We start from the raw sequence: 25,254 nt of genomic DNA on the forward strand, positions 1-25,254 counted from the left end.
TAAGTTAGCAAGTATGAGACTAAGAATTTTTACTAAAATTGGAATAACAGTTAGTCTTTTAATCTATACAGGTTTAGCTATAGCCCAAACGAAGGCAACTGCCCAAGCTCCCTTAATACCAAGCTTTAGTGAAGCAATGCTAACCGCTCCTCCAAAAAGCTTTAATCTCGATCCATTTTATAAAAAATATGCAGATGCCTATGGCATTCCTGTAATTTCATCAGATAAGGTCGCAGACGATGCTTTGTTGATTGCTCGTGATATTATTAATTACATGCTTTTGAAAAGACCTGATATTCGCGAAAGTATGATTAAGCTTGGCGCACGATTATCGATTATCGGAAAAAATGAAATGCAAACTGATCTTCCGGAGTGCCGCGACTGGAAAAAGCCCGCCATTACCGATGGTCGACTTACGCCTTATGAAAGAGAGAATTATGACAAACCTGGGGGTATAGGGAGTATGACCGACCGTGGCTACTGGAATCAACGTGCTCGCGGAATGGGAGGGATACAGACTTCGTGTGCCGAAGAAAACCTGCTTGGCATTCGTGGAACACGGTATTATGGCGAAAACATTATGGTGCACGAATTTAGCCACAATGTAATGGCGGTTTTGCAGCGGATAGATAAAGAATTTGTTAAAGAGATTTACGCAGCTTATGAAAATGCCAAGGCAAAGGGGCTTTATAAAAATCAATATGCAATTAATACCGTAGCCGAATATTGGGCCGAAGGGAGTCAATGGTGGTTCTGGTCTAATTTTGAGTTTTTCGATGGTAAAACTCGTGTTCAATCTCCAGACGATTTAAAAGTCTATGATCCTACGCTTTATGCGCTTTTTGAAAAAGTATATCCGGGGCATCATATTCCCGCAGATGTGTACTATGGAAAGAATATTAAATGATAAATCAAATTAAACAGGTATTTTAATTTTAAACCGATATAATTTCCCCGCTTGTTGCTCCAATTTCAATACTTCTTTGGTTTTTTTACTAATCCAAAATGTTTCCTTATTTCCGGGACTTTCGTGATTTAACAACCAACATTCGGTTTTATTTTTTTCTACACCTTCGAAAGTAGCCGAGCCGATAACGGTGTAATATTGAACTTTTGGTGCTGAAAAGCCAGCGTCGTAATAGTTTATACCAAAAGTTACCCCTTCTTTAAAAGGCAACATCGAAAAGGTTTCTAAATCTAAATGCCAGTTCAACGCATATTCATTTGTGGCAGTTAAGAAGGCATTTAACGCTACTTTTCGCGACGAGTCTGGATTTTTACGGAAAAGTTGATCAGGAAATGTGGCTGTTTTAACTTCAAAATCTGTAACGGTGGTACCACGAGCTTTCCACCAACTGGTTTGATAAATTGGCTTAAAATCCTTTACATCGCTAACCGAATGAACACGATGAATGATTTCGGTATTGTCTTCCCAAAACTGGTCGATTATAATAGCCGGTTTGCCCTTGTAATGCTCTTTTTTAACACTCAAATTCCACATCTGAAAATTAATACTACTACTATCCTTATCTTTTTTAAAGTAAACTAAATATTTATGGTTACCCATAGGAAGGTTCTGAGTTAAAATAGTTGCCGGTGAAATTATTACGGTGTCTTTTTTTTGTGCATAGCCATAGTTTGCCGCAAATAGCAATACAAATAGGTAAAATGATTTCATGTGTTAATTTGGTTAAAGGTTATTTAAATTAGATAGTATTTAAACTAAATAGTTACATGAAAACCACTAAAATTGGTGTACGGTTGAAAATAAATTGCCGTTTACTCATCAAAAATCTCACACAATAAACAAATCGTAATACTTACTCATAATTCTAGGTAAAGCTTTGTACAATTTGTACATTTAATTTTATTATTCTAGACCATGCTAAAAGCCCTATTAGTTGATGATGAACTTAAAAATCTAACAAGCATGGAATTTTTGCTCCATAACGATTGTGAGGGCATTGAAGTGGTTTATAAAGCAATTAGCGCTGAACAAGCCAGAGCGTGGTTAAAATTAAACAAGGCCGATGTCATTTTTTTAGACATTACGATGCCAGGCGAAGATGGATTTCAATTTTTAACAAGTATAGAAGACAAAAATATTAAAGTAGTTTTTGTAACTGCCCATAATGAATATGCTTTGCAAGCCATTAAAGCTAGTGCAGTTGATTATATTTTAAAACCTGTACATATTGATGAATTACAAAAATCTGTTCATAAAATTAAATTATCTTTAAATAATCCTCTAGCCACTGAACAACATCAATTGTTAATGGAACACTTATTGGATTCTGTGTATAAAAAAAATCCGGTTAAAAAAATTGCCGTACCACAATTAGGCAGTATTCGATTTATTGATCTAGACGAAATCATTTCCTTACAAGCAGATAGTAATTATACAATCATTCACTTAAAGGATATGCAAAAGTTGGTCATCAGTAAAACGTTAAGAGAATTTGAAGATCTATTAGATGAACATCATTTTGCAAGAATCCATAAATCCTACATCGTAAATCTAACTTACATAAAGGAATACAGCACCATTGATGGGGGTGTGGTAAAAATGATTGACGGCAATCAATGGAGTATCAGCAGGAGGCAACTTGACATTTTTTTAGAGAAGATGAAAACTGCAACGGTTATGTTTGGGAAAAACAAGTAAGATGTCCAGCTTCTTTCGTTTATCAGGATTAATAGTGATCTGCGCAATGCAGATTTCAATAGGTTTTGCTCAGAATGATGAGGTTAATAAAACTAAAAACAAGTTAAGCTTTGCTGATAAATATATCAATTTCACGGTAAACGATGGACTTCCAAGTAATAACGTATATAGAGTATTGGAAGATAATAAAGGGTTTTTGTGGGTAATTACTGACGCCGGAGTAGCACGATTTGACGGCAAAAATTTTCAACGGTACACTACCGAACAAGGGTTGCCAGATAATGAAGTACTTTACCTGGAAAAAGAAAAGAACGGACGAATTTGGATTTCCACATATAAACAAGCACCCGCATATTTCGATGAGACAAAAAACCGCTTTGTTACGCCATTAAGCGAAAAAATGCAACGTTGGTTTGAGAACACAGCTCAATCCGTTCTTTCTCCTCAATTAAATGGTGAAATGATGTTTACTAATCGTGATCGGTTTTTTCTTTTTAAAGATACAAAAATCAAATCGTATGGAAATAGAATAGGGAAATGGTGGGGTACCCCAATAAAAATTTTCAAGGATGGGTCTACTATAGTTTGGAATTCTGAGTTTGTGGTTTCAAAATCTATGCAGAAAGTTAGTCTAATCTATTTTAAGAACAACTCACGAACAGATAGTTTAGAAATAGGACTATCAAAACCTAGTAAATCGCTCAGGGGTCATGTACATGAGGGAAATGTATACATCTGGAACCGCAATGATAACACGTGTGTAGTCCTTTCTCAAATTAAGGTAAACCCAATACGTTACAAGAGAGACACAATTACTGTCCCCGAGCGTTATGTAGATTGTTTTTTTACCGAAAACAGTGTTCATTTTACGGCATATTCGGGCAAAATATATGTTTACAACAAAAAAACACTGCGCCTAATAGGGATATTTGAAGGTAATTTTCTTCCGAATAGCTACGGTGAAGATAGTAAGGGCAATCGTTATGTATGCACTATTGATAAAGGGCTATTCGTATACCGTAAGAATTTGCTACAAAACTTAACCATGCCTCCAGATTTTTCACATACCAATTTTTTGAGCATTGCCAAACGAAGCGATGGTACTGTTTTCGCTGGTAATTATTATGGAGAAATTGTCGAAATCAATAAAAATGGAAAATTTAGCTTACATCACACTAATAAAATTGCTACAGCAAAAATAAGGAAGATATTATTTTCAGGAAAAGACATTTACAGCTTTTCCGAACAAGGGATTTACCGTAATTACAAACAGCGTATACTCATTCCTCGAAATCAAAATATTTCATTTGCTAAAACAGCGATAGTTTATAACGACACCTCCATAATTATTGGTACTCATTCGGGATTAGTTCGGTTAGATACACGTACCCAGTCGGTACACGAGATGATTCCGGCTCCACCAAACGCCATACGCATCACCGCATTGGTAAAAGCAAAAGAACCTTTCGTTTACTTCGGTTCTACTGATGGCTTGTATCAATATAATTTTAATACCAACCAGTACATTACCTTACATCAAATACACCCTAACCTGAGCGCGCGCATTACTGCATTAAGTTATACAGACGATGGATTGGTTTGGGTAGTTACCTCTGATAACAAAATAGTTGCGCTTCGGGGAGATAAGGTTATATTAAATTTTAACTTTAATACGATCAGCAATCATATTATACGCAATATTACCAAAGGAAAACCAGGAGAGATATGGGTATCAACTTCGGGTGGCGTTACTTTGGTCAGATACCACTCTAAAGGAGATAGGATAAACCTTACAACGCAAAGTTTAAGCGTAAATAATGGGCTAACCAGTAATGAGGTACAAGAACTTTTCTATCAAGATGGGTATATTTATGCGGCCACAAGCAATGGAATTTCGGTTATACCCGAAAACTATAATGTTCCCAAAATAGCTATTCCTACCTTCTTGGTACACATAACTATAAATGGCAAGGAAGTTAATATATTAAATCATTACCAATTAGAATACGGAAAGCAAAATATACAAATGCAATTTGCAGGAGTAGACTTAAACGGATACTTTAATCGTTTGCAATATCAACTGGATAATAATAGGTGGACCACTTTAGGCCAAAACATTTTAAATGTTCAGCTCCGTACCGGAAAACATTTTTTAAAAATAAGAGCTATAGATTTAAATGGTAACATCAGCAACAAAATTTTAACGCTCCAGTTTAATGTTGCTATTCCGATTTGGCAAAATATATGGTTTTTGTTAATTGGTGTCATTGTGTTTCAATTGATTATGGTTTATGTAATTAGCCGGTACCAAAAGCGAAAAAAAGAAGCTAAAATAGCAAAGAGACTAGCTACCATACAAACAGCTGCGCTCGAACAACAGGCATTTACGTCATTGATGAATCCACACTTTATGTTCAATGCGTTAAACAGTATTCAACATTACATTAATGTACAAGATCGCCAAAGTGCAAATCGGTATTTAAGTGATTTTGCATCATTAATAAGAAAGAATTTCGAAGCAGCCCATCAATCGTTTATCCCCTTAGAAGAAGAAGTCGAAAATATTCAAATTTATCTTAGGTTAGAGCAGATGCGCTTTAATGAAAAATTTGATTATCAGATAGATATCAGTAAAGATTTGGATGTTGAAGACTGGATGATCCCAACCATGATCTTACAACCACTTCTAGAAAATGCCATTTTACATGGCATTATGCCCTCTCAGAAGCCTGGAAAAATAAGCATACTATTTACTTTAAACGAAAATGATCTCCTTATAACCATTACCGATAATGGTATAGGTATAGTTAATAGTAAAGCATTAAAAGCAAATAATGTTCACAAAAGTAGGGGTATGGAGCTAATTCATAAAAGGATTAAGGCACTTTGTAGTTTTGATACGCATCCTATTTCGATTAGGATGGAAGAGGTCTTTAAAAACAAAAGAAATCCAGGCAATAGAATTTTATTTCAAATTCCGTCCGAACTTTATAAGGCTTGGCTTAATGCAAAACATTCTTAAAAGGTTTACCGTAAACTCATTCATAAAGGGCTAACAAACATTACTAATAGAACGTTGCACAGTATAGGTTGTTGATCTATAGTAGTGTAACTAATTTAATGGTGTCTAAATACCTCACCATGAAAAAAATCATTGCCATCCTAATGGTATTAATTACCGTGCAAGCAAATGCGCAAACTTATCCCGTTACGAGTATTAACATTTCGTTGCCTGCAAACCCAGATGCAAATATGACTAACTGGGGAAATGGTACAAATGTATTTAACATTACTGCAACATCAAAAGCTGTAAACGGAAGGGTAGATGGTCGTGTACAAGAAAGCAAAATATTGGTGACTATAAAAAAAAATAATACAAAAATTTGTGGAACCTACACGAGTAATACCGCTCCCGCTTCAAATTTTAATACATTAACAAAAGTATGGAGTGGTACAAACGCAGTTTCTTTAATTGGTCAAGGTTGTACTTTACCAGCTGGTGAATATGAATTGAGTGTGCAATTTTTTGGCTACGGTCCAACTGGAACAATGCCTTATAGCGAAGAGAAAGTTAAAGCTTTTACCATACGTGGCACAGAACAACAAACCTTTCAAAGTCCACAAGCCCTCAGACCTGCCATGGGCGCTGCATTTAAGGAAAATGATTTCGCTAAGCCTATTCTATTTAGATGGACACCCGTAATTCCTCGTCCTCAAGAACCAGTAACTTATAAGTTAAGGGTTTGGCAATTAATGCAGGGGCAAAATGGCAGTCAAGCCATGCGAGTAAACCCGCCTTTGATGACTAAAGATATTGAGAATTTAACGCAAACCATACTGAGCTTAGCAGACATTGGACCGTGTAAACTGCCTTACCTTTGCGAATTTGTGTGGAATGTGCAAGCGCTTGAGCGCGACGGGAAACCTATTGGGGGAAATAATGGAACGAGTGAACTATTTTCTTTCAAGCGTGAAACCCTAGTAGCTAATGCCCTAGTAAAATTAGTTTCACCGGCGAATGGCAGTACGTTAGCTTTAGGCGAAAAACCCAACTTTAGCTGGAAAATTAACGTTTATCCAGTAAATGAGCCACCTACTTACAAAATAAAAATAGTAGAAATTATCGGTGATCAATCTCCAGATCAGGCACTTAGAGCCAATAAACCATTCTTTGAAAAAGACAGTATGATTAATCTTCATACGAATAAGCCCATTTTCGAGAAAGATAGCATTCATGCGCTAAAATTGAAATATCCTTTGTCTGCGCCTAAGTTTAAAGCAGGCAGCAAGTATGCATGGGGTGTGCAGGAACTGAATAGAGAGGGTAAACCGATAGGAGGGACTAACACTACTGATGTATTCCAATTCACTGCAGCTAGCTGTGATGTAAACCTGTCTTTAAAACTATTATCTATAGAATGCTTGCCAGATTTAGGTAGAAATAGGCGATACAAAATAAATTTTTCTTCGACCTACACCAGTAATACGTATACCTTAAGTTATACTCAAAACGGGAGTGGTTTAACTGCTTATCACCCTTCGTATTCACCCATTTATCCTACTACTAATATTTCTCCAATCTTACAATCTCAAAATACCGGGGGAAGTTCTACAGTTAATTATTCAGTTGAGGTTAGCGTAGTTATTGGGCAAAATGCAATTAAACTCGGTTTGCAGGGAGATGATAAGGATCCTGGACCCATTACGTGTAAGCCTGGAGCAGAATTGGATATCATATTACCAGTTTGTTCTACTTCTTCAGATTGCACCTGTGGCAAATGGGGAATGATGAGTGTGCAGACAGCCGCAGGCACCAAAAGATACGAGAGTGGTGCCAAACTGCCGTGGAAATGCAACTTGCCCTTCAAGTTCAGCAGTACCTACGAATGCAAAACGGGAGCAGTTAAATGTGAAGCAAAAACCTCATGGGCGATTAAAAAGGAGAACGTGTTGATCAAATCTGGCATCGGCACGAGTATCATCACCGATGGTTTTACACCAACAGCCAATGGTGTATATACGATTACGTTAAGTGCTGTTTGTGGCGATGTAAAATGCGAGCCATGTGTTTATTACCTAGTAGTAGAGGGTTGTAAACCTGACATAAGTTGTGTAACGCCTCCAATGGGCATGGTTGCTTGGTGGACTTTTGATGAGAAAGCAGGACAGCCGTTGGTAGACCTTGCTGGGGTAAATAATGCTGGGACGAGTATGAATAATCCACTTTCAGTGCCTGCAAAAGTAGCTGGAGGCTTAAAGTTTAATGGTACAAACAATTATGTGGACGTGCCCAATCATGCAGAACTCAATTTTGGTACGGGCGACTTTTCTTTTGATGCATGGATACAAATTAATATTGCGAGCGATCTACAAGATTTAGTTGATAAACGTTCTCAACAAGGAACTCCGACCGGATATCTGATTTATTTAATGGATGGTAAGCTAGGCATTCAATTGCGAAATGGTGCTTTTACAAATTATACTTCGCCATTATTTGTAGCCGATGGTAAATGGCATCATATCGCCATAACAGTTTCAAGAAAAGACAAAAAAGGTATTGTATTTTATTTAGATGGTGTACCTACTCAATTTGGTAATCCAACACTTCAACCTGGAAACATCGATAACACCTCTATATTAAGAATAGGAAAAGATTTGTATAGCAACTCGTACAACTTTAAAGGCATTTTAGATGAAATAGAGTTATTTAAAAGAGTGCTTAGCCCATCAGAAGTTCGAGCCTTATATGCTGCAGATAGCGCAGGGAAATGTAAGCCTAAAACAGAAGTAGCGTGTACAATTATTCGCAATGGCGGTTTTTTATTAGCTAACCAACCTGGCGTAATGCCTGCAGGGAGTGTTCAATATTGGGCAAACGCTTATGGTAATCCTACAGTTAATAACGATGCAGCAGAAGGTTTTATAGAACAGGGATACATAAAGTTATCAGGTAATATAAGCAATGGAAAAGCTATCATGCAATCGCTAGATCCCAATAATAAAATTGTTCAGGGAAAAAAATACAAAGTTAGCGTAGCGGTTCGATTTAAAGCAACTGAAAGTTCAGTCGATTATGTGAGATTGAGAGCGATTGCTTTCAATGGAAGTATAAGTTCCAGTACCGGAGTTCATCCCTTACCTACGGCTGATGTAGCGATTATAGGTAGAAGCAATAAAATAAAGGACTGCAACGATTGGTCGGTTATAGAGTTTCCTGTATGGGTAGCTAATAAAGATTTTTTAAATATTGCTTTTAATGCATTTACGAATGATAATACCAATGCAACACTATGGATTGATAATATAACCGTTTGTGAAACACCGGAAGATGGGTGCGATGAAGTACAAATAGCAGCTAATGGAAGTCCGATAATGCCAGCCGGATATGGAAATACATCTACAACGGCAGTCTCCTGCAATTCAGAAGCTGAAGATGATGAGTATTTCAATGGCAGCCTAGTGGATTTATATCCCGGATATAATGGAACTGCCGATTTTTATGCACAACTGTCTAATTCTTGTTTCAATATTGGTGGTACACTACCCGATGAGGTGAATACATATAATTGTAACGACAGCTTGAAGCTTGCCGGGATCGACATGACCTGTGAAGAGTTAAATGAATTATTTAACACTGATTTTAAACCTGAAAAAACAGACCCAACAATTTTACCGCCCATTTCTCCATTGTCTGATGGTAAATGCGATTTACCTAAGCCCACTAACATGGCAAATATGCCTTTTGGAGGTAGAGATATTATTTATATACATGGATTGCAGATGAGCCATTTAATTGACAGGGCCTTAGGTGTTAATGGCGCTATAGGTAAATGGCCTGCTAATAAAAATGAATATGTAAATGGTTACTATAAAACGGAGGCTTTACATAATATGGGGCCACATATCGATCATTTTCTTCGCAGCAGAGGTAATACCAATAGATATTTAGTGGTTACTTACGATTGTGCCGAAAGTGCAGAAGTAGCAATTCATGCTATTTTAACACAAATAAGAGATGCCATGGAAAATGGCACTGGGGTTCAATCTGATCGTTCTGATCGTAGAGGTAAAAATTGTTTTGGCCGTGACTATGTAATGATCTCTCATTCTACCGGCGCTTTAATAGCTGACGTAGCTTTATCTATAGCCAACAAAACAAAAACCCAAGGAATCCTTCAAACAAAATATGGAAATCTAGGCTTAATATCAGATAGATGTAAGGGAAGATTGAGCATTCAAGGTGCTTATTCTGGTAGTAATCTTGCAAAATTAGCACTCGTTGCGCAAGGAGTTTCTGCGCCTTTATTCAATAAGGTACTTGTAGCTTTAGTTCCAGGTGCTGCTAATGTTCAGGCATTGGTTGCCAATAACGGCATTATAGCAAACAGCATATTGGTAGATTTAGTACCCGAAATAACAAGAAGTAGATGGGCATCTTACCTCAACGACATTAGTGTTCCTGTGTTTACGATTGCAGGAGGCCATCCATCCGCTATTTTATATGCATTGAAATACAGCATTCATCCGGGTTTCGATGATGGAGTATTAACAATGGATAGCTCAAATGGAAACAATAATCCGCTATCATGGGGGCCCTCTAGTTTTTCGGCAACTGGAAGTAAGGTGTTTGATATGGGAATTCCTTTACAAAGAGGAATATCCTACTATTTAGATCAAAGAATTTCTCAGGGAGTTTTTGCATCTGGAAGTATTGTTAATCTTTCTCCAACGGGAATGGTACAGCCTGTTCAATCGGTAAACATAAACCCACAACAACATTTTAACAATCATTTCTCCTTTATTCAGTCGGCAAAGGAGCATTGGATTAAAGCTACAGAGACGATGGCTGATAATGAACCTAATAATGTTCCCTGCGATTACGCGAAAACTTTTCCAGGTGGCGCCGTTAATAATGAAGAACAATTGGTGGTAGCTAACGCTAGCCTATTTAATCCTTCTTTGATCGATCCATCAATTATCAACCAAATGGGCGAAACTGTGAAAGGTAGATCCATTTCCTTTCCACTAATCAAAATAATATTCAGACATGGTATTCCACGACCAAGCATCTATTGGAAAACATTTTATATCTGGAAAAGAACTTATCATAATTTGATAGATAATTGCATGTATGATGTCGATTACGGATATAAGTATCTATTCATTCAATAAATAGACTGGTTAAAAAGAACATATCTATGAAGAAAATGCTCCCATTTTTATTTTTGCTCATTTGCTTAAACGCAAATGCTCAAAATAGCGCTATCACTAGCATTGCTATCTCCTTACCAGCAAATCCAGATGCAAACACAGCAAATTGGAATAGTGGGACATCGCTACTAACGATTACCGCTAATCCGAAAATGGATAACGGGCGTGTATCTTCTGCCGCCGAAGAAAGTAAGATTTTGGTTTTCATTAGAAAAAATGGAGTTCGAGTTTGTGGGGCTTTTAACACAGGAACCGCACCAATTGCTGGTTTTTTTACAGCTACAAAAGTGTGGAGTGGAAATCAAGCTATTGCTTTGCTAGGACAAACATGTACACTAGTACCAGGAAGCTACGAAATTGTTGTCCAGTTCTTTGGTACTAAAAATGGTGCTACGATATCCGTAAGTGATGAAAAAATAAAAGCATTTACAATACCTGCAATACTACCAACGCAATATCAAGCTCCGCAGAATTTAGCACCAGCAGATGCTCATCAACTTACTCAAGCAGCCTTGTCGGCACCTATTATTTTTAAATGGGCTCCAGTGACCCCAAGTACTGGTACCCCTGTTAAATATCGCTTAAAAATATGGCAGTTAATGGTTGGTCAAAGTACTGGTCAAGCCATTATGGCCAATCAGCCATTGGTAACGAAGGATGTAAATGCGTCAACTCAAACAGTAGTTACCAGTTTAATTTCAGGTCCCTGTACTGCTCCTTATCGCTGCGAATTTGTATGGAATGTACAGGCCTTAAATACGGATGATATTCCGATAGGCCCAAATAATGGCACAAGTACACCAACTACATTTGGTTTGGGGAATACCAATATTCCTTTGGTTAGTACAGGTGTTGCAGCAGTAGGAGATACGATTAGCGCTGGCTTTGAAGGTGAATTTAAAATTGTAGTGGCACAAATTGCAGCCGAAACAGACGGGTCTATTACTGGCAAGGGAACTGTAACTGTACCTTGGTTGTCTACTAATATTGCTGTCGAATTTAGTAAAATTCGCATCGATTTAAACAAAAGGTTGACTGCTGGTGGCATTGTTACCGAAAAAAGCGCTGGCGTAAATTACATCCAATCTTGGCTAACCGCTAATCTTACGGCAATAGCATCGAATATTCCGGTAGATGGTGTGGTAAACTGGACTAATAACCAAGTAAATAATGTGGTGGCTTGGGCAAATAATAACAACTACGGATTCCCCGATATAAATTATCAAGCCAATATTACTGCTCCTCCTATACCTCCCAATTCACTTAAAATGCCTTTTGGGGTTAAATTTAGTAATGCCGACGATAAATTAATGATCACAGAGATCGTTTTTAAGCCTAATGTTTCAAAGATTAATTTCTTAGTGCAGAAAGAGTTTACAAAAGGAGTTAATGATTATAAATTAGGTTTTACAGGAAAATATTTTGAAATACATCCAAAAAGAATTGATTTTTCTAATGGAAGGGTAGATTTAGTTGAAGATATTAGTATTCCAAATCTCGTTTCAGACCCGAAAATGAAATTTGTCTTTAAAAAGGGCGTGTCTGGAAATGGTTGCTTTATTGAATGGGATAGTACAGGCGTAAAAAATATAGGGCTTGCACTTGATGTTAAATTTTCAAGAGATTGGTTGCTTCCAATGCCCACCTCCCCAGATTCTGTAAAAGCTACCGTTTCTGGAAATGGAACAAGCATGCATGATATTCTACTTACAGGGAATTTGCCAAACTGCGAAATTGTTGGAACTAATGGGATAAAAATTTCGGTTAACTCCCTTGCGCTTGATTTGTCGGATACAAGGAATCCTGCAGCAATGAACTTCCCTACAAATTATACCAGTGATACCACTACAGTTGGAAGGCTACTTTGGAAAGGTTTCTATATAAAGACACTTGGACTTACGTTGCCTGATACTTGGAAAACAGGAGCCAGTCCAACACAAATTACGGCAACCAATACCATTATCGACGATCAGGGGGTAACGATGAAGATAAAGGCGAAGAATGTAATCACCTTTCCTCAAGGGAGGGTTTCAGACATGAGCGCTAGTTTGGATACCTTAGAATTGTCGATTTTAAAAGGTTCGTTAACAGAGGGGCGCGCTAAAGGAAAACTTGTTCTGCCCATAAGTAACGAGACTTTAACCAACACCCTAAAATATACCGCCACTTTCGCACAGGCAGGGGGTGCTAATAATTTTCAAATTGTAGTATTACCGTCTGGACCAATTGATGCAGATATTTTAAAGGGTAAAATAACCTTAAGTCCAACTTCAACTATTACAGCAAGTTTATCCAACACTGTAAAATCTATGACCATTAACTTAAACGGAAGTTTTGATTGGGGAGGTACCGACTTGAGTGTTATCGATACGGCAACCAATACTGGTGCTGCAGCTATTCGTAAAAAGGGGATTAAAGGAATCAAGTTCCAAATGGACTTTCAAAACTTAAGTCTCGGCTACACAAGTAATTCTGCCCTAAATACAAATGGCATGACGTTTAATCCTGGTACATGGAGTTTTGCGAGCCCACAAAAGCGACTGGCTAATTTCCCAGTAACTGTAAAAAAGGTCTATTATAAACAACTAACCACTGTGGCTCCTTCAGATCCAAACCTGAAAGAATTATTAAGAGGTGCTTTGATGATCGATATAGTTGCCAATTTAACAGATGATATTGGTGGAAGCACAACTGTTGGGGGTGCCTTTGCCGTCCAGATGAATAAAAGTGCCATAAAATTCCTACCCAAGTTTAAAGGGGTTTTTATTGAAGATATTGAAGTACATGCCGATATGCCAGCGGTTAAAATTGATGGTAAACTTAAAATGTACGATAATGATCCGGTATATGGAGATGGTTTCTTGGCCACGTTAGGGGTAACGTTTACAGCCGTCTCCATACAGGCAAATGCTTTGGTACAATTCGGTAATACTACTTACAATAATAACAATCAATATTATCGGTATTGGAGAGCAGAAGCTGATGTTAAATTTAATCCAGGCATCCCATTTTTAACTGGAGTTGGTTTTTATGGCTTTGGTGGAGGTGCTTTTTACAATATGGAAGCCCAACTTGTTACAAAAACAGCGCCAGAGGTTGGATTTAAATATACCTTTAAACCAAAGAAAAGTAGTTTGGGTTTCTCGGCCATGGCAACCATAGCCACTTTGCCGAAATTCGAAACCTTTAATGCCGATGTAAAATTATTGGCACAGTTTAATGCAAATACTGGGGGCTTAACCAAAATCGGGTTTACAGGCGATTTCTGGCTTGCAGCAAAACTTGAAGAAAGAGAACCAAACGCAAAAATCAAGGGAGGCGTAGCTGTCGAGTATAATTTTGTAGATAAGATATTTTATATGTCGGCTGCTTTAGGGGTCAATGTTCCGCCGGCGATTGTTACACCAGCGCCCGTTGGTTTTGTGCTAAACATTAATGGTACCACTAATAAATGGTATTTCAAAGCGGGTACACCAACCAGTACGAATACCGTGCGAATTTTTGGAGTAGACTTATACTCGTACCTTATGTTTGGTAACGATATTCCCGCGCCAACTGGATTTACAACTAAGTTTTTTAATAATTATTTGGCAGCTACGGGAAGTTCCCCAAGCCTAACTCATTTGGGTACTGGAGGGGTTGATGCAAATACTGCAACAGGCAAAGGCATTGCTGCTGGTATAGGAATTGAGTTTTCAAAGAATATAACTAAAGATTTATTGAGAGGGCTATGTAGGCAATGGTCTATCGGAGGTACCGTGCTTGCGGGTGCCGAATTAAATCTATCCTTAATGCACCAAAATGGTTGTATTGGTATCAATGGCTATCGAGCTTCAGGATGGCTCGGCTTATATGGAAGTGTAAATGCAAGCATAACAGGTACAAGTTTTACGAAAGCATGTGGTAATAAATCAATAAATCTATTTAAAATAAAAGCTGGTGCTTGGGTAACGGGCAAATTCCCTAATCCGGAATATATTGCAGGTGCTTTGTCGGCCGATATCGATTTATTTGATGGACTTTTAAAAACCCACTATGATGAGACATTTGAACGAGGTGAAGATTGTAACGGTACCGCAGTAGTAACTGCAGATGCTGCCCAAGAAGACGAAGCAGGAGACTTTAAAAATAAGCTCATCCAATCGGTTGCGCCAACTAGCAAATATAATTTTCCAATTACATCGCCTATTGATGTGAGATACGGATTGGTACCCGATCGTATATTCGATGTATCCGAAAACCAGGGCGATGGTACCACTAAAAACCGAACATTTAAAATGGTAGTGACCAAAACACTCGAAATTAAAAATGCGAGTGGCAATTGGGTGCCCATAACGCTTAAAACCAAAGTAAATAACTTAGGTGAGCATCAGTATTATATCGGCGGAACAATAAATACAACCCCAGCTTTTGGACAAAATAAGGCAGCGAATCTTCAGGTACTAAATGTCAATACTGGAAATACTCTAATGGCCGCTCATGGCGGGTTAAAAGCTAAATTTATTGTATCACCCATACCCCCACCACCAGCACCAAATTACCCAAATCCTGTTCCTGATGCAGTTAATAAGCTGACTGTAAATAGCGATTATCGATTTGTAGTTACCGCAGCCTTAATGGAATATGGTCGGTTCCCTGATCCTTCTTTGGGGGGGAGAGGAGATGGAATGTCGACCATGTGGGGCCAAGCTAAAACTCGGGATGGAAGTATGGTAAAGGAAACCAAAACAGTAGTGTTTAGAACCGGCCCGATGCAGGTATTACAGGTAAATGCGCTCCCTACGGGATTACAAAAATTAAAAAATTGAGTGTTATGAAATTATACTTGAACCTTTTTTTACTTCTCCTTGCTTCATTTTCGTCATTCGCTCAAATAGAAGGGGCTAAAACAAAAATCGCAGCAATTGGCAGGTTTACTACTGCAAATGGAATAGAACTACGGTGGATTCCTGACCACAAAACCATTCTTAGGTTAGGTTTTAACCATAGTTATACTCTTCAGCGTAAGGAAGCTGGGGCGAATAAATTTGAAGATATAGCTACAGTTAAAGCATCAGATCAAGCAACTTGGAATTCGCTCATTGCCACCGAAAAAAATTTAGCTACAAAAGACAATATGGAGATTGCGATGGAATTTTTGTTTGCAGGAAAAGATAATGAACAAAAAGCCCTAAATCTTGATGCAGGTATTGCAGACCTAAAAGAGCAGAAGAGCAAAGAGGATATGATTTATAGCTTGTTTGTGCTAACAACTATAAAAGATGGTAAAGTAGCAAAAGCTCTTGGTTTAAGCTATATAGATAATGCTGTTAAACTTGGTCAAACCTATGCTTATCAGATCAAGCTTAATGCAAACTCTACTGTCTATGAAATTGAAAATGCGAACATCACCGTAAAAGCAGTGGCTGATGCCAATCGATATAAAAATGAAGTGCTTGTTTTTGCTGGCGATACGAAATTATCCTTTGCTTGGCCTGTTAATCCCGAAATAGCTGGTTATTTTGTAGAAAGAGCAGCCGAAGGTGAAACTCAATTTAAACCTTTAAATACCGTACCAATTTACGATTCTAAAGGAGCAGGCTTTGAGGGCAAAACGAACGGCACATTCGACGATGATTCGTTAACCAATTATAAATGGTATCGGTATCGTTTTTATGGATTAACCTCTTTTGGTGAAAAAGTATTATTTGCTGAAGCTAAAGGAATGCCAAAAGACCTTACTCCACCAGATGCGCCTATCTTAAAACAACTAAAGCATGTTAAACCAAAGGAGATACGCATTGGATGGGATATTTATGGAAATAAAACCGATTTAAAAGGATTTATGGTTGCCAGATCGAGCAAAGATTCTGGCGATTTTAAATTGCTTCATCAAAAACTGCTGGCAAATACGATAAGGAGTTTTGTAGACACTGACTTTAATCTCGAAGAAAATAATTACTATGTAGTATATGCACTTGATACCGCAGGAAACATCAGTGCCTCTTATCCGGGTTATGTTGCTTTAGTGGATACTATTCCTCCATCTAAACCCGAGATTGTAAGTGCAATTGTCGATTCCTTAGGTGTTGTTACGCTAACCATTAAAAAAGGCAAAGAAAAAGATTTAAAAGGGTACCGGATTTATAAAAGTAATAGTGCTGAACATGAACTCTCGGTTATTCAAGAATCCTTTAGAAAAGATAAATTAGATAGCAACGCCGTTAAACTTGTGTTTACTGACACGGTTTCACTTAATTCCCTAACGCCTAAAACTTATTACCAAGTAAAGGCACTCGATTTTAATTACAATCAGTCTATCTATTCAGATGTAATTGCGGTTAAAAGACCGGATACCATTCCTCCAATAACACCTGTTTTTACAAATGTTATAGTAAAAGAAAAGCAAATAGAACTCTATTTTGCCCCTAGCGAAAGTTTGGATGTAAAAGAGCAACTTATTTATAGAAAAACAAATCTGAACAATAATTGGGAAGTAGTATTCAAATTAAGTCCACTTCAGAAAAAGGTAATTGATACCGCTGTAAAAACCAATATAACCTATTATTACTCGATCAGAGCAGTTGACCAAAGCAAATTATACTCAAAGTATGCAAATCCAGTATATGGAAAACCTTTTGATGGCGGAATTCGGCCTCCCGTAACAAATATTAATTCAAACATAATTAACAAAGAAGTTGAACTAAAATGGACGTATCCACAATTGAAAAAAGAAGTATTTTTTGTCATTTACAAGAAGAACGCCAAAGGTGAACTTCAACAATATGCCAGAGTTACAGATAAAAAATTTACCGATAAAAATATGGGCAAAGAAAATATTTATGCGATTAAGGTACTCACCGAAGATGGAGGCCAATCTCCTTTAAGTGAATTTATTATTCAAAAAGCACAATAATGGAGCTAGAGATAAAAAAAATGTATTGTGGAAAAATAAGTGCTTTCTGGAAAAGTGCTTTAAGAAAATCAATACCTTACTTTGTTTTGGTATTGTCTTTTCATGCAAATGCACAAGATAAAAAGAAACTCGTAAAAATTGGTGGCGACATGGGTGTGTGGTATGAGGGATATGGACTAGATAAAAATCCAAATCCATCTGTCCCAAATTTTTACCCTGCTCGTAAGCCATGGAATTTATTGCGATATTCCTTTAACCCAAGCCTTAGCGTTGGAAAGTGGAATATTCCTTTCAATTTCAACTTTAGTGCCCTGCAAAATAATTTTACAACATCATCAACAGGAAAAAAGCAAAGTATATGGCAATATTTAACCAATCCAGTTAATAATTTCGGTATTCGCCCTAAAATTGGTACAACAGAAATTCTATTAGGTACACAAAATCTGCAATACAGCGAATTAAGTACTGGAGATTTAGGGGTATTTGGTTATGGTGTAAATCTAGCTCCAGGTAAATTTAGATTGAAAGTATTCAATGGCGTTTCACAGCGGCCGGTCGATTATCAATCGGTTTCTCAATTCCCACCAAATGGTATAATTGGTGCTTACCAAAGGAATCAGTGGATGGCACAGTTGGGAATGGAAAATGAAGAGAAATATTTTGCCGGATTTAACTTTGTAAAATCTTCAGATCGTAGAAGCTCGGTTACTTCAGCACCTTTACCTCCAATAGAACCACAAGAAAACATGGTCGTAAGCTTTTTAGCTAAAGTAAATACTAGTGATGGTTGGAAGTATCATATTGAACTTGGACAAAGTTTTTTTACAAGGAATCTAAACTTGCCAGTCTCCACAAGCATCGTTCCTGATTTTAAACCTTTTATTAAAGCGCATACCTCATCCAATAAAGATAACGCAGTAATGATTGGTATTGCTAAGAAAGGCTCTGACTGGGAAATAGGGGCTAAGTTTAATTATTATGGAGCAGGATATTATACCGCAGGTTATCCATTTATGCAAAATGATAAAGCAGAATATCTAGCGAATACTCATTTTAATGCTTTTAAAAAGAAAATGAATGTAGTGGCCAGTTTAGGTCAGCGTTTTGGAAATTTAAGCAAAATAGCTGGTCCAAGTGTAACCAAACAAATCATCGCCAACATTAATGTCTTTACACAGTTTAGCGATCGTTTTACACTTACTGCTGGCTTTAATAACTTCGGGTTTGATGCTTCCAGTATTTCGGGCTATAAAAGTGTAAGCAATGAGTTAAGCCTAAATCCATCCTACACCTGGACAACTTCTAAAATTAATCACCTATTAAGTGCAACCTATACCTATAGCAAGTACGACGAAACACTGATCGTACCCCCATTTGGCACTACCCATAACAAGACCAAAACGGCATTACTTTTATATGTCCCCACATTTTTAGAGAAAAAAATCAGTCCAGATTTTAGCCTCATGTGGTTCCAAAATAAAGCAACACCAATCGAACTTTCCCTGCTCAGTGCAACTGCTGGAATGAATTGGAAGCCTAAAGATAAAATAGGGTTTAAAGGTCAGCTGCAATACAGCTTAAGTACCATTAAACCTTATACTGCTAATAAAAATCTCTTGGCAACTGCTGGCTTCGATTGGGAATTGTATAAAAAGTTAATTTGGCAATTTTCTGTAACAGCGAATGTATACCACTACGGTACAGAGCTACCTGGAAGTTCATTAAATCCTCCCATAACTGGATTTCCAAATTATTTTGAAACAACAGTTAGGACAGGTTTGCAATATAGATTTTAACAAAATGATTACGAAAAAAATTATACTATTGATGGTGTCGGTATTTTTTATGATTTCTTCATCTAAATCCCAAATTACAATAAATCTTGCACTAAATAGCCGGCCACAACCCTGGTTAAATGATTGGAATAATCCGATTAATGGGCAGTTAATTATCTCTTACATTCCAGTAGTGATAAGTGATCCAAATGTTAAACTCAGAACCACTTTGCTCGACGGAAGTGGAGCCGTAATCGCTAGTTCCAATACCGCTTCTGCAAGGGTTTATCGATTAAAGGATGGGGTTAACTTATTTAGCATTGCAGATGCGCTGCAGTTTCAGAATTTAACATTTTCGGGTAAAGCACAAACGTTATTGCAACGTACAGGTAGACTAAGCGCAGGCCTTTATCAAATGACTGTAGAAGTAGTTAATACGGCTGGTGATGTGGTTCGAGCGAAGCAAACCAAACCTTTCTCTATGGTGGACTATCAGTTACCGTTGTTGATGAGCCCGTCAAACGAAGCTAGTTTAGAGGCGCACATTGCACAGCGTACCATTGTGTTTCGGTGGACAAGCCTCATTCCAGCTGTACCAGAACTTCCAGAATATCGCATCCAAATATTTGAAATCTTGCCAGACCAAACGCCCATGCAGGCTTTTCGAGGAAATAGGCCACTACTTAATGAAAAGGTGGTTAGAGGAACTACGCAATACGTATGGCGACCACAATTGGCAATGTTGGATAGTACATCCAATAAAAGATTTATATGGACGATCCAAACTTTTGATCGTGAAGGTATGCCCTTGAAGGGTGTTGATGCGACTACACAAGGTAGAAGTACGCCTTTTATTTTTAAGATTGAAAGAAATATAGAAGCAACAAAGACATCTAACTAAAAAGCTCCAATTCAGATGAAAAGAATTATATTAATTTGTTGTACCTGTTTCTCAATCTTAAGAATTGAGGCTCAGGAAACAAAAACAATAAAGACAACATCAATAGCCTTTCATATTTTCTATAATGATTTTAAAACGGCACAACAGATTAAGCTTACTTCCTTAAGTGATGTACTAAAAAACGATAAATGGAGTGGTTTTAGGGAAATGCAAGCAGGATTTGGCCTAAACTATCTAAAAGGTCTAAATCAGCTTTTAGATTTTACAGCTACGTTGGATGGAAGCTCCATGGATTATCTCTTTAAAGATGGAAGCACCAACGGAGTTAGCAAATTCTTGTTAGATATGAATGTTGGCTTTAATGCCAAGCTATTGAATGATGCAAATGGGATAATACCCTATTTTTTTGGAGGTGCAGGATTTACCTATTATAAAAAGTCAGGTCTATATTTTCCTGCAGGAGTAGGTTTGAAGTTTAACTTATTTAATGAAGGATTTATCTTAACCAATATGCAATACCGGTTTGCAGGCGGGGCGAATGTTAATAATCACTTATATTATACTATCGGTATTGGAACGAGTATTAGCAAAAAGCAAAGAACCAAACCTGTTTTAGTTGAGCCAATTGTTGTTACACCAGTCCAACCTCCTATCATAAAAATAGCTCATAAGGACATTAGAATTAGTGTTGTAGATGAGCAGACGGGTGAACCCCTTCCAGCTGTGAATATTGCTTTTAATGCAAATGGAAATGAACTAAAAGGAGTTTCAAATAGTACGGGTGAAGTATTTTTTCCTGCAGTTAAGGCAGATAATTATTCAATTACAGGTGTATTGAATGATATTAGCACAACTTCCCGGCAAATACAAAAGAGCAGTTTTGATGGTGAAGAAAAAGAAATTTTAATCAAACTCACGCATAACGACCCCAGGTTTACATTGACTGGAATAGTGGAAGATAAAAATGCGCATACACCAATGGGGGGGGGTGTAATAAGTATTATAGATAAAACTTTAAATAAAACGATTACCGTTGAAAGTAATTCAACTGATGGGAAATTTAATATTCAATTGAGCGAAAATAGCGATTATATACTATCTGCTAAAAAATCAAACTACATTTCTAATATCGAAGTGGTAAGTACAAAGGGATTAAACCGATCAACTACGTTATATGTTAAACTTCTCTTGGGCATTGAAGAAACAAAACCTAATTCAACTATAAATTTAAAGAATATTTATTATGCTACAGGAAGTAGTAGCATTAAGCAAGAGGCCTCATCAGATTTAGACCGATTGGTTTTATTTTTAACGGATAATCCTAGTGTTAAAATAGAAATTGACTCACATACAGATAGTAGGGGAAGTGCAAGTTCAAATTTAAGTTTAAGTAAAAAAAGAGCACAGGAAGTTGTTAACTACTTAAAAAGAAAAAACATTAGTGAAACTAGACTTGTTGCAAAAGGGTATGGCGAAACAAAATTAATTAATGATTGTAAAGATGGGGTTAAATGCAGCGAAGCACAGCACGAGCAAAATCGACGCACTGAATTTAAAGTATTAAATTAACGTTTCCCTTTAAAGATAGTATATAACACAGAAAAGCCACCTAATATCGAAATCATACCTAAAATTAAGTTTGCTTTATCACCCATTTAGGTAAGGTAAGCATTAATATGATGAATTCAATAAAACACTTACAACTTAGAGGAGAGAAGTTGTTTTTTATAGATGATAATGGCTCCTAAACCACTAGTTAGGATAAGAATTAATCCTACATAATCATCTAACGGAACATTCACTTGTGGATTTACTGTATAGTACACTAAAGAGCCATAAGAAACACCAGAGTTATTGTTTTTTGGGTTTACATAACTATTCACCCAACATGTTTCGCCTTGATCGTGAATGTTATAACTATTGATCTGATAAGGGGTAGACGCATTATTCCAGTCAATCGAGTAATGTGCCCCATTAGAACTATATACATCGTATGATGTTCCATAAAATTTAGTTGTACCTATTTTTTGTCCATACACCACATTTCCTAAATTACATCCATAACCAGACGTTCCATAGTGAGCAAAACTTGCTTCTGCACTACCAGTAACCAAAATAAATAAAATATATTTTAGAAATTTTATTCTTAACCGCATTACTGCAAAGATACAAGTTTTATGCCACTAGTTAAATAACTGCCTATTCATGCATTTTTTTTCGTATTAAACCACAATTATTTACGTGTCTTTAACAAAAGACATCTGTCTTTTAAAAAAAGGATTATACGGCTTAAAAAAATGACCATTTTGTTACAGTGCCAAAACTTTTTCAAACTTATTATCCTTATTATTGTTTAAATTAAATGAAAAATATTTAAACAAAATGCAGTATACCATTTCTGATTTAGAACAACTATCTGGAATTCAGTCACATACCATAAGAATGTGGGAGCAACGCTATAATGCGCTAGTTCCACATCGTTCGGCCGGAAATACTAGATACTACGATGATAAGCAATTATTGCGTTTGTTAAATATTGTTAGCATTAGTAACCAAGGATTAAAAATATCAAAAGTTTGCTTATTAAGTGATGATGCAATGAAGCAGCATATTGATCTAGAAATAAGCGACACGATTGCTAAAGATCAACAATACGAATGCTACATCTCGAAATTACTTCAGTATGGAATTGGTTATAATGAAATTAAATTTAGTACACTTTTAAATCAATGCATTGCAAAATATGAGGTTTCTAATACCTATAAATATATTATCTATCCTTTGCTGGTTAGACTGGGGTTAATGTGGCGAAAGGATAGCATTTGCGCTGCACAAGAACATTTCTTAACAAGTATTATCCGACAGAAGTTATTTGTTGCCATAGAGAACCTTCCGCAGTTTGATAATGGCAAAACTTGGTTATTGTTTTTACCCCAAGAAGAAGAACATGAAATCGGTCTTTTATATGCCAATTATGCGCTTCGTAAGTTAGCACAGAAAGTAATTTATTTAGGGCCACGAGTTCCTTTAGAATCGGTAGATCAGGTATTCGCTTTAAATAAGATTAATCACATATTAATCTTTATGGTTCAAAATAATTTGATAACGCATGCTCAAAAGTATATAGACCAACTCTCTACAACCTATCCTTCTGTATTAATTCATTTGGCAGGGAATCATAAATTAATTTCTGGCTTAAAGTTGCCGAGCAATGTAAATTGGATTACTTCAATAGATCAGTTCGAAGCTCAATTAAAAACCGTTAAGAAATGAGCACAAATGTAGATCGTCAATCTGTAGCAATAATTGGGGCAGGCTTTGCTGGCCTAAGTGCTGCTGCGTATTTGGCAAAAGCAGGTTATCAAGTAGAGGTATTCGAAAAAAATAAAGAAGTAGGAGGTAGGGCTCGTCAATTTAAAACAGAAGAAGGCTATGTGTTTGATATGGGTCCAAGTTGGTACTGGATGCCTGAAGTATTTGAAAAATTCTTTAGCGATTTTGGGTATACCGCGAGCGATTTTTATGAACTTGTTTTACTTGACCCGTCGTTTTCAGTAATTTTTAAGGACAGAGATTTAGCTATTCCCAGCAATTATGCAGATTTGAGAAAACTCTTCGAAGAAATTGAGCCTGGAAGTGCTTTAAAACTAGATGCGTTTATGAAAGAGGCTGAATTTAAATACAACATTGGGATGAAGAAATTGGTGTATAAGCCAGGAATATCATTGACTGAATTTGTAGACCTCGATTTAATTAAAGGTATTTTTAAACTGCAGGTGTTTACATCATTTAGTAAACATGTTAAAAAATATTTTAAGCACCCCAAATTAATAGCATTAATGGAATTTCCTGTTCTATTTTTAGGTGCTACTCCAGAAGACACACCAGCGTTATACTCTTTAATGAATTATGCGGGCCTAAAACTAGGTACTTGGTATCCAAAAGGAGGGTTTGGTGAAGTAGTACATGCAATGAAAAAGGTTGGCGAAAATTTAGGCGTTAAGTTTCATTTAGAGCAGCCCGTTATAAACCTTCAATTAACTAAAAATCGAATCCAAAAAGTGGTCACCCACAAGCAAGAAAAAACCTTCGATGCAATTATTGCATCAGCAGATTATCATCACATAGAACAAGAATTGCTTCCCGAAAAGTTTAGAAATTACAGCAAAAAATACTGGGATAGTAGAGTTTTAGCGCCTTCCTGTTTAATTTTTTATTTGGGAATAAATAAAAGATTAACTGGATTGCAACATCATACTCTTTTTTTCGATGAGGATTTAAAGAAACATGCTATGGAAATTTATAAAGACCCTAAATGGCCAGATAAACCTTTGTTTTATGTGTGTTGTCCATCTAAAACCGACTCAAAAGTAGCTCCTGAAAATCATGAAAATGTGTTTATCCTTATTCCAATTGCAACCGATCTTTCAGATACCACATCACAACGAGAAAAATATTTTGATCTCGTGATAAAGCGCCTTGAGCAATATATTGGTGAAGAAATTATATCCGCCATTGCGTACAAGAAAAGTTATTGCGTAAATGATTTTAAACTCGATTATAATTCTTTCAAAGGAAATGCATATGGTTTGGCGAACACGCTTAAGCAAACAGCCAACTTAAAACCTTCTATAGAAAACAAAATGTTGAACAACTTATTCTATTCCGGGCAATTAACTGTGCCCGGTCCGGGTGTTCCGCCTTCCATTATATCCGGAACCGTTGCGGCAAATGAAGTCATAAAATACCTAAAGCATGATGCGCTAAGGGTCAATAATCCTATTAACTTAAAATCCTATTAATCCTA

At 36.8% G+C, this 25,254-nt stretch carries 13 protein-coding genes; 11 read left to right on the plus strand and 2 right to left on the minus strand.

Annotated features, from left to right (window positions below):
- Positions 1-13 precede the first annotated feature (13 nt).
- Entirely contained in the window at positions 14-907 is an 894-nt protein-coding gene (locus WG904_RS16185; RefSeq protein WP_339580376.1) for a glycoside hydrolase, read from the plus strand.
- A 9-nt stretch (positions 908-916) separates the two neighbouring features.
- Here the strand turns inward: WG904_RS16185 and WG904_RS16190 are convergent, their stop codons facing one another.
- Positions 917-1,678 (minus strand): DUF3108 domain-containing protein, encoded by a 762-nt coding sequence (locus WG904_RS16190; protein WP_339580377.1) that lies wholly within the window; start codon positions 1,676-1,678, stop codon positions 917-919.
- Between the two features lie 204 nt (positions 1,679-1,882).
- Here WG904_RS16190 and WG904_RS16195 point away from each other — a divergent pair, with 204 nt between their 5' ends.
- The 8 genes from WG904_RS16195 (at position 1,883) to WG904_RS16230 (ending at position 22,016) form a co-directional block, all read left to right on the plus strand.
- Positions 1,883-2,665 (plus strand): LytR/AlgR family response regulator transcription factor, encoded by a 783-nt coding sequence (locus WG904_RS16195; protein ID WP_339580378.1) that lies wholly within the window; start codon positions 1,883-1,885, stop codon positions 2,663-2,665.
- A gap of 46 nt (positions 2,666-2,711) precedes the next feature.
- Complete coding sequence (locus tag WG904_RS16200; RefSeq protein ID WP_339580379.1) at positions 2,712-5,687, plus strand: sensor histidine kinase; 2,976 nt, start codon at positions 2,712-2,714, stop codon at positions 5,685-5,687.
- A gap of 119 nt (positions 5,688-5,806) precedes the next feature.
- A complete protein-coding gene (locus WG904_RS16205; protein WP_339580380.1) occupies positions 5,807-10,837 on the plus strand; it encodes a LamG domain-containing protein in 5,031 nt (1,676 codons plus the stop codon).
- 26 nt (positions 10,838-10,863) lie between these two features.
- The gene (locus WG904_RS16210; protein ID WP_339580381.1) at positions 10,864-15,684 is read left to right on the plus strand and encodes a hypothetical protein; all 4,821 of its coding nucleotides are present in this window, start codon (positions 10,864-10,866) and stop codon (positions 15,682-15,684) included.
- 5 nt (positions 15,685-15,689) lie between these two features.
- The gene (locus tag WG904_RS16215) at positions 15,690-17,771 is read left to right on the plus strand and encodes a fibronectin type III domain-containing protein (RefSeq protein ID WP_339580382.1); all 2,082 of its coding nucleotides are present in this window, start codon (positions 15,690-15,692) and stop codon (positions 17,769-17,771) included.
- Positions 17,771-19,567, plus strand: a complete 1,797-nt coding sequence (locus WG904_RS16220) for a hypothetical protein (RefSeq protein ID WP_339580383.1) — start codon at positions 17,771-17,773, stop codon at positions 19,565-19,567. Before WG904_RS16215 ends, WG904_RS16220 begins: the two co-directional genes overlap by 1 nt.
- Before the next feature lie 4 nt (positions 19,568-19,571).
- Positions 19,572-20,447, plus strand: coding sequence for a hypothetical protein (locus WG904_RS16225; RefSeq protein ID WP_339580384.1), 876 nt, complete (start codon positions 19,572-19,574; stop codon positions 20,445-20,447).
- Positions 20,448-20,462: 15 nt separating this feature from the next.
- Positions 20,463-22,016, plus strand: a complete 1,554-nt coding sequence (locus WG904_RS16230) for an OmpA family protein (protein ID WP_339580385.1) — start codon at positions 20,463-20,465, stop codon at positions 22,014-22,016.
- A gap of 128 nt (positions 22,017-22,144) precedes the next feature.
- Here the strand turns inward: WG904_RS16230 and WG904_RS16235 are convergent, their stop codons facing one another.
- A complete protein-coding gene (locus WG904_RS16235) occupies positions 22,145-22,603 on the minus strand; it encodes a hypothetical protein (RefSeq protein WP_339580386.1) in 459 nt (152 codons plus the stop codon).
- Positions 22,604-22,829: 226 nt separating this feature from the next.
- Here WG904_RS16235 and WG904_RS16240 point away from each other — a divergent pair, with 226 nt between their 5' ends.
- On the plus strand, positions 22,830-23,720 hold the full coding sequence (locus tag WG904_RS16240; RefSeq protein WP_339580387.1) for a MerR family transcriptional regulator: 891 nt from the start codon (positions 22,830-22,832) through the stop codon (positions 23,718-23,720).
- A complete protein-coding gene (locus WG904_RS16245; RefSeq protein ID WP_339580388.1) occupies positions 23,717-25,249 on the plus strand; it encodes a phytoene desaturase family protein in 1,533 nt (510 codons plus the stop codon). The genes WG904_RS16240 and WG904_RS16245 overlap by 4 nt, the downstream gene beginning before the upstream one ends.
- Positions 25,250-25,254: the final 5 nt, after the last annotated feature.

It is taken from the genome of Pedobacter anseongensis (genome assembly GCF_037482965.1).
In the GTDB taxonomy this organism is placed as follows: domain Bacteria; phylum Bacteroidota; class Bacteroidia; order Sphingobacteriales; family Sphingobacteriaceae; genus Pedobacter; species Pedobacter anseongensis.